We start from the raw sequence: 19,086 nt of genomic DNA, 5'->3' as shown, positions 1-19,086 counted from the left end.
TCAAGATAGGCAATTAGTCTTCACACACCTTCTAGTCTAGGTGCTACCCATAAATAGCCCATTGCGAGTATAAATATGATAAATAACCATAAACGCTCCACAGGTTTCAATACCATGTAAGTATCTGTATTTTTTTGTACAGCTGTAAATGTGCGCTTATTTTGCGCGATTTGAGTAGATGTTTTTAGCGTTGTCCAATCAGTCTCGAGCGGAATGTAATAGCTTGCTACTGCAGTGTTATCTTGCGCTAGACGCAATTCATTCCAGCCTTTGCGTGATGGGTAGACCGTTCCCTCCCATTGGTCTTGCAGCGATACATCTTGTCGTAATGGAATTGCAACTTGCTCATTATTTAGAATCTTTGGAGCTGGTATTTCTGTGCGTAGCTTAAAGCGAAAAGGTGCATCCTTTACCCCTAACTCTTCTTGAAACTCCCAATATACAGCAGGTAACTTTTTCTGACTTACCGCGCTCAGTATGGAAGTCCATAAGTAATTGTAAGCAGGCTCATTACCATCAAGCACTAGCTGATAAGTATCTGTAAGTGTCGTACTTCCCCATCTACCAGCACCCTGCTGTGCATATGCCGCCCACATATTTTCTTTCTCAGAAATAATAGGTTGTACAAGTGCTCCGGCATCAAAACTATAAAGAAGTGTAGCTACCTTAACTTTAGGCCAGGCTGAGAGTGAGGCCTCTTTTTTATTATTTCGCTTAAAGCGAAAACCAAATTGTTTACCATTATCTACTACCGCTACATCTGGCTGTATAAATACACCGAGACCTTCACGCGATACTTGATTATTAAGTGCTCTGCGAGAACCGCTAGACAATCCACTATAAGAACTAGCATCCATGATCACCACATCAAAGGCTGAAAGATTTGCACTCGTAAATCCATAAATAGTCCCTTGTTTCCTATTGAAATTCTCAAATTTGTACCGTTCCTTGGTAAGCTGACTGCGTACTAGCACTTCGTGCCCTTCGTCTGCTAGGTAATTTTTTAAGTACTTAGTTTCAAACGTGGGGAAACCATTTATAATTAAAACACGCAAGCGTTCTTTTTCTTTGATAATTAGAGGTAATGGATCTTCAGAAATAATTGAAGCCAGACTATCTTTTTCAATGAGCTTATACACATACCTTCCACTTACTGAAGTTGTGGCTTGTAACTCAAAATCAAATGCATCACCTCCAGAAACCATTACCGAATCAAGAGTATTTCCTCCAGCATCTTCTAACACCAAGCGATTTCCTTTAATAGGCGATGTATATATCCCGCGGATTGAAAGGGAATCTCCTACCGTTGCAGATTTATTATAAGCAAGTTTTGTAATACCGCTCAACCTTTCACCTGTTAAATAGGTAGTTGCAATATCTTGTAATTGCCAAATATCATAAGAGGCAATACCATTACCTACTACATAAGCAGTACTTATGCCCTCTAGTTGCGAGAGATTAAAACCATCACCATCATATTTGATAATTTCTACGTCCTTGTAGAGAACCTGTAAACTATCTACCTGTTGTTGTTTATAGGCTTCTGTGAGAATTATTCCTACGCCCTTAGTACGTGGTACAGCTTTTACTGGCTGCAGTAACATCAATGCAAGACTAGCTACTGCAATAAGTGCAACTATTACCTTTAAAAACACATATTTGCTGCTAGTAACGCGAAGTTCTTTCCATATAAAAAGACTCCATAATATTACAGCACCAGTAATTACAGGCCACATCCACTCTTCATATATAAAAGATATATTATCGATCACCTGCCTGTAGTTCTTTTATGAATATATCTTCTAGCTTTCCTCTGTATGGCTTACGAGTAATTGGCATTGCATCATTTACTGGCAATGCTTGTAATAAACCGCGCTGTACTTGTCGCAGTGTAGTTGCTGGTTGTTGCTTTTCCTCTGTAAGCCATTTAAGTTTTTGCAAGGTGTTAAGATGTCTTGCAGGTTCTTGTATTGCAATTATTGCTAGCTCCTCACCAGCCCTAGCAAGTATCGTCTTATCTGAAGCTGTCAAAGCTGTTTGATCAGCAATATGCTTTTCAAGAAGCGCAATACTTTGCTCCATACTTACATAGGGATTAGTGGCCGCTATTTGTTCGGTTTTGTAAAAATTTTCAATCTCCTTGAGATCTCCAGAAAGTCGCTTGTCTTCCTTAATAGGCGGCGGATCAAAACCTATGCGGTGCACATAAATACGCGCACTATTTTTAATGTCTTGTATTAATGTCAATGCCCTGAATTGATAAGGTAGTGACACGCTAGGATCTGCAAGACGAAGGTGTAGCTCTGCATCCCACATTTCGGCCATGGCTTGTTTGAGTTTGCCGCGCAAGGATTCCGTAAAAAGTGTTGATTCTTCAGGGTCATCGTGATTGTGCACATATCCCTCGAGAATAGATTTTTCACCTTTCTCTTCTGTGCCTTCATCATGATCATGCTCTTCTGGAACGAGGTTATGCTCATTCTCACTATCGTGATCATGTCTAAAACCTGCAGTGGGATCATCTGCATCAAAATCTTCGTGAGAAATATCTGGAGTTACAGCGATACCAGAATCTGCCTCATCACCCATAAACTGACCGTACTTTAATCGTAATGCTTTCTGATCAAAACCTAGATCATTACTTCGTTTTTTAAACTCTTCTTCTGTGAGTTGTGGTTGTTCTTCTATGAGTTTCTCCGTATCGATAATCAACTGTCGCTGGCTCCTAAAGTAATCGGGCATCAAATCGGCTCCTAGAGTTCCCTCTACTCCAAAACCATCGCTCACCGTATCTTTTATTACTGCAAAGAATGTCTCGCTACGGGTGATATTAGGTCTTGGGGTTTTTTGATCACTTACCTCAACATAAAAATACAACTCATCTCCCAGCTCCATTTTCAGCTGATCTAAATTAAGAGTCTTAGATAATCGCATGGATTTCTCACCTACTTGAACCGGTTGATTAAAGGCCAACTTTTCCTCTCTAAATTTTACAGACTCACCTTCACCTTTACTTACGGTGGCGATAATGTGCGCTGCTGCCACTCCATAATCGTCACTTATTTCGGCAGTAAATGAGAGCTTCTTATTATCTGTGTGATCAAATGAAGTGAACTGTGGGATGTTTTTAATTTCTACTAATGGCGCTTTGTCTTTTACCACTTCAATCGCATAAATATCTGATGCGTAGCTAACCCCAAGTGTGTCTGTAAATTTAAAATTATAGTAGCCAGATTGTGTGGGTTTGTACGCTTTCGCGAAAGCGTTACCATCACCCCTCATCTTATCATTAACTCCTATTCCTTCTACTATAGCCTCGCTTACCTTACTGTCAAAATCCAATTGCCAATATAGCTGTGACCCCTCAACTGCCTTTGCATTCATCAAACTAGACGTACGTGAACCAAGTTTTGTGTAAGCTGGATAACGAATGGCAAGCTTCTGATTAATGAGCACAGGCGGCTTATATGCCGGAGCAACAGAATCTGTCACAGAAAATGTCATTATCTCCTGCTCAGGTGTAGTTCCATTAGTACGATTTATGCTCTTTCCAAATGCATAAAAAACTATGACACCCACCAGTATTAATGCGCTTGCTGTAATCGCAGCATATCGCAACCTCGTTTTAGGTTTCACAGTGGTAATTTGCTGTGATAAGAGTGTGGTAATTTTCTGTTGCTGTAATTGTGCAAGCCCAGACATTCCATCTGGCACCGCCAACAATAAACTACTACTATATTCGGCATTATCGAGATGTTTATCAATGTAAGCACTCACTGTGCTTACATTGATTCTCCAAGGTTTAATCACGAGCACTGCTATTGCAGTTACCACTATAAAAGCGACAATACCTATTAAGAGATTTATAGTAATAAATGCACTACAAAGTCCAGCTCCGACACCATAAAGCACGGCTTCTAAGCCTCGCAATAATTGCCAGCGCTTCTTGTAATTTTGTATGAGTTGTACCCCTTCTTGCATTATTGTTTACGTATTCTAGAGAGTATGCGCTCGCTTACAAGGAGTACTAAAAGTAGTATCCAGAAGATACTTGACATATCTGCCTTCACCTCTTTTTTCATCGTAGTAGCGGGAATATTAATGGTTTGTAGTTGCTCTAAACTCATCACCCGATTATCAAGATCCGCTATTTGTGTATTTAATTCTTGGTCAAGATTGAGCCATGCAAGTAATTGTGTAACTAGCGGCTCTTCTGTTATGAGTTTTGGCGTTAGTTTCTTAGTCAGTATCGACGTGGTTGCTACAGGTACTGGTACAATAAGCGAATTTGCAATTTCATTCGGTCGATAATATAGCGTAGGCATCTCGCTATCTACCAAAGTATTACCACTCAAGTCAATCAAATAATCTATAGTCGTCGTATCTATTTCTTCACCGTCTAATATTGCAGTAATTGCAATCTCTCTCTGAGTAAACTGACTAATCGCACGCAAGGCAGCCTCTAGATAACTACGTTCGGCGTCATGTTTTTTATTATAGATAATTGTAATCTCAATAGGAGTATACTCTTTTATAGCAATGGTTCTGGAAATACCATTAGTTCTGATCTCGACGCTGTCTTTTGCAAGATTTAATGCTGCATCACGTATCGCTACTTTCTCTTTATTTATACTAAGTAGTTGCGCCTCGCTTAACACATTAATGATTTCTAAACTATCCTTATGAGCAATTGCGACTAGTGACTGTTCATTCTGTCTAGTAGTTTCCACAGTAATCCAAGTGATATTCTTTTTTATGGCGGGTCTTTTGCCTTGTAACGCTTTCGCGAAAGCGTGTGTAAAAACCACAATACTATCTGCAGCTAACTCTTCCATTTCTCTAGCGAGCTGCCAATAATTAGGCACCAACTCTTTATATGTTATTACATCTCCAGTCTCCCACAGTGGAAAATCTTCTTGTAATAATCGCCTTCCTTCCAGCGGTATTTGTTCAAATCTCGCCAGACCATCTGCTGAAGAAAGTAGCGAAGGCTCAAAGAGGTAAGCAACCTCCTCCTTATCGAGAGCTGTTGTGATATGTGGTTCTGCAAGAATTACAACCAGCGTGCTAATGATCAAGCAACGTAATAAGAGCAGCCACCATTCATTAAGCTGGATACTATTACTCTCTTTAGATTTTGTAGGCGCGATAAATTGTATACTGCCCACTTTGATGGTGCGCACCTTCTTGCGACTCCACAAGTGGATGATAATTGGTATCGCGAGTGCGAGTAGTCCCCAGAGATATGATGGTTGTAGTAGTGTCATATCAAAATATAGCGCTTCGCTTTTTTAAGAATAAGTGCAATGCTTCTCCAATATGGTCTTCTAATGAGAATAACTCATAGTCTATACCACTTGCAAGTAACGCTTCCTTAGTAGTTTTCATAGATTCCTCTAGCGCTTGTAAATAAGTAGCTTTTGCATCTTTTGCGTTTACCTTTACTTTAGCTCCAGTTTCAAGATCTTCAAAAATCACTTGTCCCTTGTAATCAAATTCTAGTTCGCTCTTACCCAGCAAATGCAACACTGCGACTTCGTTTCTGGCTGTTTTAAGCTGTTTGACCATTGTTATAATTTCCTCATCATTTTCATACAAATCTGTGATAAAAAATATAATTTCCTTATGACTACGATTATGGAGCTTCTCACTTGCCAACTGCTTAGGCCAAGTGCCTTGATTTTTTAATTGTAATAATTGGCACAAGAATCTATTAAAATGCTGCTTCCCAATAGCCGGCTGCAATGCTTCTAACTCTTGATTGTTTACCGTAAGCAAACCTACCGCATCTCCTTGCGTTTGTGCGAGGTGTGCAAGACTTGCCACGAGGATATTTGCATACTCGATTTTTGAAATATCGCCTTCCTTATGAAGCATAGACATACTTGCGTCTACTATAAATCTAACAGAGATATGAGTGTCTATCTCTGACTGCTTGATGTAATATCTACCAGAACGAGCAAGCATTTTCCAGTCTAATAACCTGAGATCATCCCCAGGCTCATACCCTCGATACTGACTAAATTCTAATCCCGCACCTACTCGCCTACTTTTATTGAGTCCAGACAAATACCCGTCTACAATCACCCGTGAGATAATAGACAGTCCAGAAACACTGTTTATTACATCGGGTTTAAGTAGCGATTTGTAATCGTCTTTTGGCATAGTATTCTTTGCTGCTATTATGGTGATTAAGCTAAGTTTATTTCTTTAAGTAAGTGAGTCGTTACTTGGTCTGATGTGATCCCTTCGGCCTCTGCCTTGAAGTTGACAATCACTCTATGACGTAATACTGGCAATGCCACATTTTTAATATCTTCTAGTGTTACTGCCATTCTCCCTTGTGAGAGCGCTCTAGCTTTTGCCGTAAGAATCATTGCCTGTCCTGCTCTTGGTCCCGCGCCCCAGCCTACCCATTGCTTTACATAGTCGTTTGTGGTAGTTTCTGGTCTGGTCGCACGTACTATCGTACTTACAAAATCGATGAGATTATCGCTTATAGGCACCTCTCTTACGAGTTGTTGTAATCGTAAAATATCTGCTCCTGTAAGTACAGGATGTACTGTCTGCTTAACACCACTCGTAGTACTTTTTAAAATATGAGTTTCCTCTGCTGCCGTTGGATATCCTATTTTGATGTAAAACAAAAAACGATCCTGCTGTGCTTCCGGTAATGGAAATGTACCCGATTGCTCAATAGGATTTTGGGTGGCAAGAATAAAAAATGGACGCTCAAGACTATAGGTTTTTCCAGAATAGGTCACCTCAAATTCCTGCATTGCTTCTAGTAATGCAGCTTGTGTTTTTGGCGGTGTACGGTTAATCTCATCAGCTAGAATGATATTTGCAAAAATAGGTCCCTTCTTGAATTCGAAAAACTTTTTACCCGTCGTCTGATCTTCTTCCAGAATCTCTGTTCCAATAATATCTGAAGGCATTAAATCTGGGGTAAATTGGATACGTTTAAAATCTAAGTCTATCGCCTGTGACAAGGTTCGAATCATCAAGGTTTTTGCAAGCCCCGGAACTCCTTCTAACAAGGCATGACCACCGGCAAGAAACGTAATAAGCAATTGCTCCACCGTTTCCTCCTGACCTATAATCACCTTTGCAATCTCTTTCTTAAGATCCTTAAGCTTTCTAGTGAGTGTGGTTACTTCTTGTTGTAATTCGGTTAGTGTGTTATTCATAGTGTTACCTTATTAAATCTCTGTTCCAAATTTTCTCTCCCCAACCCTGAAGGGTGGAAAATTCTGGGCTTGGTTATTCTTTTCAATATTATTCTCCTCTTAGCTTCTCTTGTAAAATATCATTCTCCTACTCTTAGCTTCCCCTGTAAAACATCATTCTCTTACTCTTAGCTACTCCTGTAAAACATCTCCCCTAACCCCTCTTCGAAGAGGGGAACTTTTATGTTGTTGTTTGCGTAGCAAAAGCAACTTCTTCTTGCAACAGTGTCCCTCTTTGAAGAGGGAGTCAGGGAGATGTTGGCTGTTTACTTTCTCTTTCCGAATTTTCCTTCCCAACCCTGAAGGGTGGAAAATTCTGGACTTGGTTGTTCTTTTCAATTTTGTACTCTTACTTTTAATACTCCTGCAAAAACATCATTCTCTTAGTCTTAGCTACTCCTGTAAAACATCTCCCCTAACCCCTCTTCGAAGAAGGGAATTTTTATGTTGCTTTTTGCAAAGCAAAAACAACATTTCTTCGCAACAGTGTCCCTCTTTGAAGAGGGAGTCAGGGAGATGTTGGCTGTTTACTTTCTCTTTCTGAATTTTCCTCTCCCCGCCCTGAAGGGTGGGAAAATTCTATGTTTGGTTATCTTTTAAATTTTATTCTCTTCATCTTAGTTTCTCCTGTAAAACATCTCCCCTAGCCCCTCTTCTAAGAGGGGAACTTTTATGTTGTTTTTTGCAAAGCAAAAACAACTTCTTATCGCAACAGTGTCCCTCTTTGAAGAGGGAGTCAGGGAGATGTTGGCGATTTGTCATTCTCTTACTCTTAGCTTCTCCTGCAAAAACATCTCCCCTAACCCCTCTTCGAAGAAGGAAACTTTTTAAGTTGCTTTTTGCGAAGCAAATTCAACTTCTTTTCGCAACAGTGTCCCTCTTTGAAAAGGGAGTCAGGGAGATGTTGGCGAATTTTATTTCTTCTACATTCCGAATTTTCCTTCTCCGACCCTGAAGGGTGGGAAAATTCTATGTTTGGTTGTTCTTTTCAATATTGTACTCCTACTCTTAGCCACTCCTATAAAACATCTCCCCTAGCCCCTCTTCGAAGAGGGGAACTTTTTAAGTTGCTTTTTGCGAAGCAAAACAACTTTTCTTCGCAACAGTGTCCCTCTTTGAAGAGGGAGTCAGGGAGGTGTTCGCGCTTTACGACGTCAATGCATACATCACGATATTCACTCCAAATTTTGTGTTATCAATTTTATACCAACGTTTGTTTCTGAAATCATAATCCCACTCGCAGCCGTAATCTTTGTTACTGTACAAAACTCCTATTCTTCCATTAACCTCAATGGCTTTTAAGTATTCGTGTACGAGGTCATCTCCCCAGCCGTTTAGTTCTTGACTTGTGGTGGGTGGACCGTCTTCAAACTCAAAGAAAACGTTATAAATCTCGTGATTGTTAGGAATCTTTTTGAGTGCATCTTGACCAAAAATCTCTTCCATCTGGCGTTCAAATGATTTGGCAAATAATCCGTCGATATCGTGGTTACAGTCATCTGCAAAAACAAAACCTCCGTTTTCTATATATTTTTTAAAATTCTCTTTTTCCTTCTTTGTGAATTGCACTAGTTTATGTCCTGAGATATAACAAAACGGACATTTAAAAATCTCATCGCTCGCTAGTGAGATAATGTTTTCCTTAGTATCTACCGCCAGAGTGGTATACTCTACCAGTGAGTTGAGCAAATTAGATGGCATACGCTGATCTACGTCCCAGTCTCCAGATTCGTATTGCAAGCGCGTAAAGAAGAATTTGTTATTCATTATAAGTTACTATTCATCTTTTACAAAACGCTTACTCCAGCTTTTTTGAACATCTTTTGTAGCTCCACATCTATAGGAAATGCTTGTAATGGAGCAACATTGGCTCCGCCAGGATTACCTACCGGTATCTTCCCAACAAATGATTTTACACCGCCTACTACTAAACGTGGAATTTGGCCTATCACTTCTTTAGAACTTTTTATACGTACACCAAATTGCAACATTTTCCAGTGAACGTATGTATGATTATATGGGTATCGTTGTCCAATAATATGTGCGCGTTCTAGATGGTTCCAAGCAAGCTGTAAGTCACCTGCGCGATAAGCTTTGGCATAAGCTGTAAGTTCATCTTCATAAAATGGAGATAACTTTTTAGGTATCGTAGTATTAAATTTCATGATTTATTGACATTATTTCATTCTACTCACATTTTCGCGAAAGCGAACCTAAAATAAAAACTGGCTACCACTAACGTGATAACCAGTTTAATATAATTTATACGTTTTTATACAGCATCTGAAAGACTGGTAAATGTAAAGTCACGTATTTTCATATACGGGATTAAACTACCATCAACGCGTACTTGCTTGCCAAGAGTTTCTAGATTATTAAGCATAATAATAGGACTCTCATTAAAGCGGAAGTTCTTTACAGGATACTTGATTTTTCCGTTCTCAATGTAAAAAGTTCCGTCGCGGGTGAGACCTGTGTATAATAGCGTTTGAGGATCTACAGAACGTATGTACCATAATCTCGTAACTAAGATTCCTTTCTTTGTAGACTTGATGAGATCTTCAAGAGATGCATCACCACCGCCCATGATAAAATTACTAGGAAACGGTACCGGCTCTACACCTTTTTCTTGTGCCCAGAAACGGTCATAGGCAAGGTTTTTTACCACTCCGTTTTCTATCCAGCTCGTCTTTTTAAGCGGTTGTCCTTCTCCGTTCCAAGTACCTGCTGGTACTTCTTCATTAAGAGGGTCAGACCATAGGTTTACACGCTCGTCTACAATTTTGACACCCATCTTAGTGCCTCCACCTTCTTTAGACATAAAGCTTCTTCCCTCATCTGCAGATCGTGCACTTATAGAACGCCCTAAGCCTTCTAGTAGTCCTAATCCAGCAGATGGCTCAAGAATTACGGTGTACTTACCTGGCTCGATTGCTTTTGCCTCGCGAGACATTACTGCCTTATCAATAGCAACTTTTGAAGCTTCTGCTGCGTCAAATTTTGACACATCATTAAAATCTCTTGTCACCCATCCAGAACCGGTACCATCGTTAGATCGCATGGTTACTGTAAACTCAACGTTAGTTGACTTATTATAAGCAAACAGTCCGTTAGAATTCATCATCGCGCTAAAGCCTGCGCCACCATCTAGAAAACCAGCTGCGGTTACATCATTTGCTTTGGCAGGTTGTATACTGCTCTCTGCTACTTCTGCTCTATACTCTGGAGTCATGTTTGCCGTTGCCTCTACGTACGTTTTTGACTCGTCATACGTTTGCGGCCCTAATGGCTGCATAAACTCAGGATTTTCTGGAGCAAGCTTTGCTAGTTCCTCTGCACGTTTTACCACTTTTTCTAGTGACGCATCATCAAACTCGTCTATGGTTGCTGTACCTGATTTTTTACCAAAACTTGCAGTGACCGCAAGACTTTGGTTAGACTGGTGTCCTGAGGTAGAAACAGAGTTACGTGCATAACGTATGTTACCACTCTCGCTACCGCCTAAATTTATAACGCAGGCATCTGCAGTAGAGAAGCTCATTGCTTTCTCCATCACTTTTTTTGCCTCTTCTTTTGAAAATATTCCCATTGTGTTTCTTCTTTAAAAATTGACGATTAAACGTTACGACCCGTATTGATCACATTAATATCATTAAATCGTGTCGTGGCACTTCCATGTGATACTGCGCTCACTTGTGAAGGCTGCCCTTTCCCGTCGAAGAATGATCCAAAGAGACGGTAGTCACTCTGATCACATATTTTTGCACAAGAATTCCAGAACTCTTGTGTATTAGATTGGTATGCTACATCATTAAGCATCCCAACTATTTTTCCATCCTTAATCTCGTAATACATGGTACCACCAAACTGGAAGTTATATCGTTGCTGGTCTATAGAATAAGATCCACGACCTGCAATGTAGATTCCTTTTTCTACATCCTTAATCATATCATTAATAGAATACGGCTCCTTACCTGGCTCTAGCGAGATATTAGGCATACGCTGGAACTGTACATCGTTCCAACTTTGAGCATAACAACATCCATGAGATTCGTTCTGATCTATCATTTGTACTTGGTCACGTATCGCTTGGTAATTTACCAGCACACCATTACGTATGATATCCCATTGCTTCGTTTTTACACCTTCATCATCCCAGCCTACAGCTCCTAGTGATCCCACTTGTTGCTTATCTGCTACAATGTTTACAAGGTCACTACCATATTTAAAGTTTTTAGACTTCCACTTATCTATGGTTGCAAAACTTGTTCCTGCATAGTTTGCCTCATACCCAAGTACACGATCAAGCTCCGTAGGGTGACCTACAGACTCGTGAATGGTAAGACCTAAGTGATTAGGCTCTAGTACAAGATCATATTTACCAGCATCTACAGATTTTGCCGTAAGCATTTCTTTAGCCTGCTTTGCCGCCATGGCAGCATCTTCTATAATATCGTAGCTATTTCTATATAACTTCAATCCTTGCGGACCTTCAAGTTTTTCTGACTCAAGACCATCTAAATATTCATAGCCAAGTCCCATAGGAGCACTCATAGCCTGGCGGGTTTTAAACTTACCACCACCTACAGCCGTCACGCCAAATGTAGGCCAGATACGGTGCACATCCTGATCAATATATGACCCTTCGGTAGAGGCAAAATACTTTTGCTCATTTACCATAAAGAGTGCAGAGTTTACAAAGTTTGCACCATTAGACTGCGCAGCAGCATTTGCCGTAAGTAACAGCTCTACCTTCTCAGAAACAGGCACTTCTTTAAAGTCTTTTTTAATAGGCGTTTTCCAGCTCACCTCTCCGTAAGAAGCTTCTGGGGCTAGCACTACTGGGTTGGTTTGGAATTTTGAGTTAGCCTTAGCAATTGCTACCGCTTGCTCTGTTGCCTTCTGGATACCATCTGGCGTTACATCATTAGTAGATGCAAAACCCCAAGTACCATTTGCAATCACGCGTATCCCTATCCCAAAAGATTCTGTATTTACAACGCCTTGCACTTTATCTTCACGTGTGCGCACAAACTGGTTTAGGTATCTCCCTATTCTAGCATCTGCATATGAAGCACCTAAACCTTTTGCCGTATTAAGGGCGACATCTGCCATTTGTTTTTTAAGCAGTACGTCCATTCCTGGTTCGAGCAGTGCTTCTGTTGGGATATTGTTTCCCAGCATCATCGATGGCACCATTAAGGCACCTGCTCCCATACCAGCGAGTTGGACAAAATTTCGTCTTTTCATAAGGTCTTAGGTTTTATTGAATTGTTTGTTTTATTGCGTTTTTAACATATAATTATTAAATGCAGTATAATATCAGAATTTATGTTAAGGTGTCTTGTAGTATAAATGCTAATTATATCTTAAAATTTTACGCTTTCGCGAAAAATGTGATTCCTCAAACACCTACTCCATTCACATAAACATAGATCTCAGCCGATTTAAATTGTGCATAAAAGTTGAAAACTAATGCTTTAGAATAGGGATTACCGTACTTGGGATTAGATTTGGTTTTGTAGATTACATTAAGCACAATAAAACTTTTAAGATTATGGCAGAAGTCCTTGATGAAATTATTCAATTTGAAAATGAGAATACTGTATTAGATTTCAAATCAATACAATATGAAAAAAGCACTTATCACAGCTTATTGAAGGATTTGATATCTATGGCGAATGCAAAAACAAAGGATATTAAGTATATTATAATTGGCGTAAAACTTAAACCTGATGGAAAAAGAGAATTTCTTGGTTTGACGGACGATTTAATTGATGATGCCACATATCAGCAACTAGTTAGTAATAATATCGAGCCAGAACTTCATTTTATATATTACCCTCATGAATATGAGGAAAAGACATTTGGTATTTTCAAAATTTTCAATTGCCACGACCAACCGTATATGATGAAGAAAGACTATTTTAAATTGAAGGTTGGAGAAAGCTGGATAAGAAAAGGGTCACACCAGACTAGATTAACAAGAAAAGATATTGATTTCTATATTGAACAAAAGCTATCTATAAATGAATTCAAAAGCAAAGTATACACCTATTTTGACACGATAGATAATTACACTATTGAGATGAAAATTACAAATAGTGATAATTTGCCATCAAAATTAGCGGAAAAAAAAATAAAAAATATACTTCTCAAAAAACGAGAGGAATTAAAAAATACCCATAAAAATTTAACCCCCTTATTTGAATTCAATCACCCCGGCCTAGGAGCTAATACATATGAGCAAAGGAGCATTGAGACTTTAGAAGAAAACCTCTCAAACATAAATCAAACCTATAAAGAAGATGATGAACACTTTTATTTTGAATTAAATGCCAATAAATTTAATTTCAAAATATTAAATGATAGTGACGAATACTTAGAAGACGCATCAATTGAGTTGAAAATTGAAAAAGAAGGTATTTACATACCTAAAAGAATACACGAAAAACCTGATAATACCATTGACTCTTTATTTTTCAAAAAAAACTATAAATCTATAGATTTGATTCATTTTAATTATCCTAATGTAAGTGAAAATCAAACCGAATACATTATTGTAGAAAACATTGGCGATTTAAAGCATAAAATTAGTCAAGACGTTTTTAAAGAAGACCTTAGGATTGCTATACAACCACGATTATTGAATGAAGAAATACTAGTAAAAGTGAAAATCTTTGGAAAAAATTTAAAAACACCAATTATCAATAAAATAGTGATTAAAGTAAAAAACTAAAAAATTTAAGTTGTCTTAAACACATAACAATGCTCCACACCATCCAAAACGAAAACCTCATCTGTACCATTACTTCAAAAGGCGCAGAAATACGTTCTTTAATTAATAAGGAGACTGGTGAAGAATACATCTGGCAAATTGATCCTTCAGTTTGGGGAAGTAGTTCGCCGGTCTTGTTTCCTGCTATTGGTAATATAAAAGAGAACAAGATTGTTTTTAATGGAGAAGACTATGCTATGACTAAGCATGGAATTATAAGAAATAATGAGCAGCTTGATTTTCAGCAACACGACGCGTCTAGTTGTTCTTTTACGCTCACAAGTTCTGATGAAACATTACGACAGTATCCGTATAAGTTCCATTTTCGCGTAAGCTTTACCCTTGTTGAGTATCGATTGTTAATTACCTATACGGTTACAAATAATGATACCGTGCCTATGTCTTTTGCATGTGGTGGTCACACTGCTTATGCTTGCCCGCTTGATGAGCATACTGCACTAGCTGATTATGTCATTGAGTTTCCAGAGCCACTTAATCTTGAGTCTCGCACGCTAGGAGATAGTGGGTTATTATCTCCTGAAAAACGAGCTATCAAAACTAATGGCGGACTCTTACCACTCTCAAAAACGCTTTTCAATGAAGATGCCCTCATCTTTACAGACATTAATTATGACTGGGTACGACTGCGTAAAAAAGATGAAAAGAAAGGAGTCATCGTGCGCTTTAAGGATTACCCAAACCTTGCTTTATGGTCAAAACCCGCTGCAGATTATGTGTGTATTGAACCGTGGTTAGGACTTCCAGATAGTGAAGATGAAAGTATCGACATCACTAAAAAAGGTTCTTATAAAACGCTTGCACCAGGTGCAACCTTTGATATCACAATTGAAACCGAAATAGAGCAAAACTAACTGCCGTGACGCACTGACCACTTCTTAAACAATGGCTATCACGCATTCTGATTATTAAAAAAAACGAACGATAAAGCAGAAAAGTAGTATCTTCTTTCCATATTATATGCTTCTTGAGCGTACTTGATATTCTAAAAGCACTCACTTAACTATTGCATTATTATGAAAATAACAGCTACACTCTTAGTACTATGTATCGCTACCACAGCTTTTTCTCAGCGTGAGAAAACAAAAAAACCAGGCGTTTCATTTAAGATATCTACAGAAGCCGTCCCTCGACCATCTGAGAAGCTCAATAATGTGCTTGATTATTTTGAAGATCAAGATCGTTTAACACGCGTATTGAATGCTCCGTGTAATGATTGCGATACCACCGTAGACCAACTAGAAAAGCAATTTCTTGTCAATAGTTTAAAAGAGATAAAGCAACATTTTGCTTCTAAAATCTCTATAGATGAACATGATTTTTTGAGAATTGAAGGACATCAAGGAAAGGTTTATAAAACAAAAGAAGAGGTGATAAATGCATATCAAGAGTATCTCGCCATTGAAATCAGAGAACTCCAGATGAAAATAAATATGAACCAAAAGGAGATTGAAAAACATAGACTGGCACCTATACCTCCTCCTGCGGTTCTTGAGGAAAGAACTAGAGTAAATAATAAAAACAACTAGCCTTATGGCGTTAATCGTAGAAACCCATCCTTATTTTGTTGCGCTAGCATGCACAGGTTTTGCCATCTCGCTTATGGCGTTTATTCCTGTGTATTCAAAAAAAATAAAAATCACTTATATCATACCGCTACTACTATTAGGTATGATATTATTTTTTGCGGGCGCTCCTTTACCTTGGCCAGATCCGCTATGGGAATTAGAAACAGGTAAGATTGTAAGTGAAGTTATTGTGATTATAAGTCTTATGACAGCTGGGCTCAAAATAGGCACGAGTTATAAGTGGAGTGACTGGAAAAAACCGTTATCGCTCGTAGCGATTACAATGCCTTTATGCATGATTGCCATCTTTGCCATTGCTCACTATTTACTAGGACTCAATGGCCCCGTTTCTTTACTACTAGCAGCAGTGCTTGCTCCTACAGACCCTGTGCTCGCTAGTGAGTTACAACTAGAAGAGCGCCAAGATTTAGAAGAAAGAAATACAGGTTTAAGATACACGCTTACCGCAGAGGCTGGAATCAATGACGGGTTTGCATTTCCATTTGTTTTCTTAGCTATATTATGGAGCGAGGCTAGTAGTTTTCAAGAAATAGACTGGTTACACTTTATAAGTTATTATTTCTTGTTTAAAATTATTGGCGGTCTACTAGTAGGCGCCTTGATAGGATTTATATACAGCTGGGTAGTACACTATCACAGTAAAGAACATCAAAAATATATACTCAATGGTTTTATTGCGGTCGCACTCACATTCTTCTCCTATGGCCTAGGGGAAATACTGAGCACCTACGGCTTTTTAAGTGTGTTTGCTACCGGCGTTTTTATGCAATATCACTGCGGTAAATCTGCAGATGATAATGTAAATACCTCCATGCTGCACTTTGCAGAGGAGACAGAAAAATTACTAGTCGCACTGTGGACCATCTTTTTTGGTGGTGCTTTGGTTTCAGGTATTTTATCATATACAGATGTAGACGGTATCATAGCGAGTCTAGTTATTGTACTCGTGTTGCGACCTATTTTTGGGTATCTCGCTATGCTTACTACAAACTTTTCAAGGGCAAAAAAGTGGGCTATTAGTTTCTTTGGAATACGCGGCATAGGGAGTTTCTTTTATCTTAGTTATGCCTTGATACACGGCGATTTTACAGAGTATGACGAGCTATTCGGGATTATAAGTTACGTAGTTCTCTTTAGTATTCTCATTCACGGACTTACGAGCCTTCACGTAATCGATTATTTTAAGCGAACTAATAAAACAGCCTCATAATCGCATACTGGCGTACATAGATTTAAAAATTTTTAGTTGGCTTAAAGCCAAAATATCTTTTCCATCATGCTTATTACTATCCTTGTTGTATTTGTCGTTTCTATGTCACTCATTGCTGGCGCATTGTGGGGTTTGTATGGCAAACTATCGAAAAATACAGAAGGATTTCTCATTGCACTTGCTGGAGGAGCACTCATCGTATCTGCAGTATTAGAGCTTATAGAACCAGCTATGAAGGATGGTGATGTATTGTTACCAATACTATTTGTTTTTATAGGGGCTTTAGTATTTACAGGTTTAGATTTTTACGTAAAAGAAAAGTGGAGCTCAAAAAGCGGAGGCGCAGGTCTTCTAGCAGCCATAACCCTAGACGGACTTCCCGAAAACCTAGCGTTAGGTGTTGCACTTATAAGCGCAGACCCACTTGCTGTGGCAGCACTCTCAGGATCTATTTTATTATCAAATCTTCCCGAAGCCGCAGGTGGAGCAAAAGAAATGAAAGACGATGGCAGGTCAAAAAAGACAATACTCATATTATGGACGGGAACAGCCTTACTACTTTCTGCAGCAGCACTTATAGGTTACTTCTTTCTAGAAAATGTATCTAAAGATATTCTCAATAACATACGATGCTTTGCAGGAGGTGCAGTTGTAGCCTCACTCGCTATTGAAGTATTTCCAAAAGCTTTTAAGGAAGATAAATACTGGACTGGTATTGCAACTGCTCTAGGTCTGGTCATTGCCTTTTACCTTAATAGTCTGGCATAAATAGTATCTGCTTGACCTCATGTTTTTGTATGATGATTACAATAAATAACTAGCTTTGTAACTTCTAGAATTACCACATATGATTGCAGCTTTTTCTCTTTTTCTTATCATCACCATCTCTGTGTTGATTACTAAAATTTCTACTATCGCACTAGTACACACTGGTCTCTCAGAAGAAAGTGCCAAGTTTCAATCGCGATCTGCTTATACTGGTGCCGGCATAAGTTCGGAGGAAACAGAAAATATCATGAATCACCCTGTGCGCCGTAAGATTATTTACAACTTAATGCTCATAGGTAATGCAGGTATTGTTACGGCGATGTCATCATTGATCCTCACCTTCGTATTACCAGAATCTAATGCTTCTCGATTTTATGGGTTTTTAATCATTGTGGGCGGTATTCTACTACTATGGTTCGGGATACGTAGTAAATGGGTTAATCGCGGTTTATCTAAAGTGATTAATAGGATGCTTAAAAAGTATACAGACCTAGAGGTTCAAGATTATGCAGCTGTATTACATCTTAAGGACAATTTTAAAATTGTAAAAGCGACCGTAGACACAGATGGATGGATGTGCAATCGCACCTTACAAGAATTAGACTTACGAGAAGAAGGTATTACGGTCTTAGGTGTAGAAAGAGAAGGTACAGGCTATTTTGGCTCTCCATCAGGTAATTTTAAAATGTTACCACATGATGAAGTAACACTCTATGGGAAATCTGATGGTATAAAAAGTATCTATAATCGTAAGAAGGATCATTACGCTCACCTTGAACATAAGAAATTTGTAGAAAAAGAAGAAGAACGCAAGGCAAATGATGTTGAAAAAATTAATACTACAACAGATTAAAACTAGGATCGTCTTACATAAGTACATTACACATAGGCAACAGTATTTTAATCTTTAACAAGTCTTCTTCTTTTACCCATCCTTAGTTTTTTATACCTTTCGCTTCTAAAACAAAATACATGGCTCGTAAAAAATCTACTTCACTTAAAATGCGCATTCTTCACAGATACCTAGGCTTCTTTCTAGCAGGAATCATGGCAGTTTATGCGATAAGTGGAATTGTTTTAATCTTTAGAGACTCAGATACTTTTAAGAATACGGTTGTTATTGAAAAAACGCTTGACCCTAACCTCTCTGCTCCATCACTAGCTAAAGCTATAAATAATAAGAGACTTAAGGTAACTAAAGAGGAAGGCGGTGTCCTTTACTTTGCAGAGGGAACGTATAATAGCACCACTGGAGCGGTTGTATATTCTAAAAAAGAATTGCCTTTCATTCTTGATAAGCTTACTCACTTCCATAAAGCCAAATCTGGAGATCCACTATATTTTTTAAATATCTTTTTTGGACTAAGCTTACTCTTCTTTGTAATATCCTCATTCTGGATGTTTATTCCATCAAGCCCTATTTATAGAAAAGGAATGCTCTTTGTAGCAGGAGGAATTGTGCTTGCGCTTATATTACTATTTGTCTAGGCGTAT

At 38.6% G+C, this 19,086-nt stretch carries 16 protein-coding genes; 7 read left to right on the top strand and 9 right to left on the bottom strand.

The features are described from left to right. Positions 1–20: 20 nt before the first annotated feature. From ACJJVU_RS06035 to ACJJVU_RS05995, 9 genes are all read right to left on the bottom strand, one after another. Complete coding sequence (locus tag ACJJVU_RS06035) at positions 21–1,772, bottom strand: hypothetical protein (protein ID WP_405223334.1); 1,752 nt, start codon at positions 1,770–1,772, stop codon at positions 21–23. Then, the gene (locus ACJJVU_RS06030; protein ID WP_405223331.1) at positions 1,762–3,981 is read right to left on the bottom strand and encodes a tryptophan-rich sensory protein; all 2,220 of its coding nucleotides are present in this window, start codon (positions 3,979–3,981) and stop codon (positions 1,762–1,764) included. The genes ACJJVU_RS06035 and ACJJVU_RS06030 overlap by 11 nt, the downstream gene beginning before the upstream one ends. Further along, positions 3,981–5,267 carry a BatA domain-containing protein gene (locus tag ACJJVU_RS06025; protein WP_405223328.1) on the bottom strand — a complete coding sequence of 429 codons (1,287 nt, stop codon included), beginning with the start codon at positions 5,265–5,267 and terminating at the stop codon, positions 3,981–3,983. Before ACJJVU_RS06025 ends, ACJJVU_RS06030 begins: the two co-directional genes overlap by 1 nt. Position 5,268: 1 nt before the next feature. Beyond that, entirely contained in the window at positions 5,269–6,165 is an 897-nt protein-coding gene (locus ACJJVU_RS06020) for a DUF58 domain-containing protein (RefSeq protein WP_405223325.1), read from the bottom strand. A 26-nt stretch (positions 6,166–6,191) separates the two neighbouring features. Beyond that, complete coding sequence (locus tag ACJJVU_RS06015) at positions 6,192–7,190, bottom strand: AAA family ATPase (RefSeq protein WP_405223322.1); 999 nt, start codon at positions 7,188–7,190, stop codon at positions 6,192–6,194. Between the two features lie 1,185 nt (positions 7,191–8,375). After that, positions 8,376–8,996, bottom strand: a complete 621-nt coding sequence (locus tag ACJJVU_RS06010) for a DUF4159 domain-containing protein (RefSeq protein ID WP_405223319.1) — start codon at positions 8,994–8,996, stop codon at positions 8,376–8,378. Between the two features lie 20 nt (positions 8,997–9,016). After that, positions 9,017–9,394 carry a DUF3703 domain-containing protein gene (locus ACJJVU_RS06005; RefSeq protein WP_405223316.1) on the bottom strand — a complete coding sequence of 126 codons (378 nt, stop codon included), beginning with the start codon at positions 9,392–9,394 and terminating at the stop codon, positions 9,017–9,019. 107 nt (positions 9,395–9,501) lie between these two features. After that, complete coding sequence (locus tag ACJJVU_RS06000; protein ID WP_405223313.1) at positions 9,502–10,818, bottom strand: TldD/PmbA family protein; 1,317 nt, start codon at positions 10,816–10,818, stop codon at positions 9,502–9,504. A gap of 26 nt (positions 10,819–10,844) precedes the next feature. After that, positions 10,845–12,479, bottom strand: coding sequence for a TldD/PmbA family protein (locus tag ACJJVU_RS05995; protein ID WP_013751485.1), 1,635 nt, complete (start codon positions 12,477–12,479; stop codon positions 10,845–10,847). Between the two features lie 307 nt (positions 12,480–12,786). On the opposite strand from ACJJVU_RS05995, the gene ACJJVU_RS05990 reads away from it, so the two are divergent. The 7 genes from ACJJVU_RS05990 to ACJJVU_RS05960 all read left to right on the top strand — a co-directional run bounded on the left by ACJJVU_RS05990 (position 12,787) and on the right by ACJJVU_RS05960 (position 19,080). Next, positions 12,787–13,968, top strand: a complete 1,182-nt coding sequence (locus tag ACJJVU_RS05990; protein ID WP_405223309.1) for a helix-turn-helix domain-containing protein — start codon at positions 12,787–12,789, stop codon at positions 13,966–13,968. A 29-nt stretch (positions 13,969–13,997) separates the two neighbouring features. Continuing rightward, complete coding sequence (locus ACJJVU_RS05985) at positions 13,998–14,879, top strand: aldose 1-epimerase family protein (RefSeq protein ID WP_405223306.1); 882 nt, start codon at positions 13,998–14,000, stop codon at positions 14,877–14,879. 162 nt (positions 14,880–15,041) lie between these two features. After that, positions 15,042–15,554: a hypothetical protein gene (locus ACJJVU_RS05980; protein WP_405223303.1), complete on the top strand. Its 513-nt coding sequence runs from the start codon at positions 15,042–15,044 to the stop codon at positions 15,552–15,554. 4 nt (positions 15,555–15,558) lie between these two features. Next, the gene (locus ACJJVU_RS05975; protein WP_405223300.1) at positions 15,559–16,824 is read left to right on the top strand and encodes a cation:proton antiporter; all 1,266 of its coding nucleotides are present in this window, start codon (positions 15,559–15,561) and stop codon (positions 16,822–16,824) included. A 66-nt stretch (positions 16,825–16,890) separates the two neighbouring features. Further along, positions 16,891–17,592 carry a ZIP family metal transporter gene (locus ACJJVU_RS05970; protein WP_405223297.1) on the top strand — a complete coding sequence of 234 codons (702 nt, stop codon included), beginning with the start codon at positions 16,891–16,893 and terminating at the stop codon, positions 17,590–17,592. Positions 17,593–17,671: 79 nt separating this feature from the next. Continuing rightward, a complete protein-coding gene (locus tag ACJJVU_RS05965) occupies positions 17,672–18,445 on the top strand; it encodes a TrkA C-terminal domain-containing protein (RefSeq protein WP_405223294.1) in 774 nt (257 codons plus the stop codon). A 119-nt stretch (positions 18,446–18,564) separates the two neighbouring features. Next, positions 18,565–19,080, top strand: coding sequence for a hypothetical protein (locus tag ACJJVU_RS05960; RefSeq protein ID WP_405223291.1), 516 nt, complete (start codon positions 18,565–18,567; stop codon positions 19,078–19,080). Positions 19,081–19,086: the final 6 nt, after the last annotated feature.

It is taken from the genome of Dokdonia sp. Asnod1-B02 (assembly GCF_045063955.1).
In the GTDB taxonomy this organism is placed as follows: domain Bacteria; phylum Bacteroidota; class Bacteroidia; order Flavobacteriales; family Flavobacteriaceae; genus Dokdonia.
The sequence above is the reverse complement of the archived record's forward strand: the minus strand, read 5'-3'. Positions and strand labels throughout refer to the sequence as shown.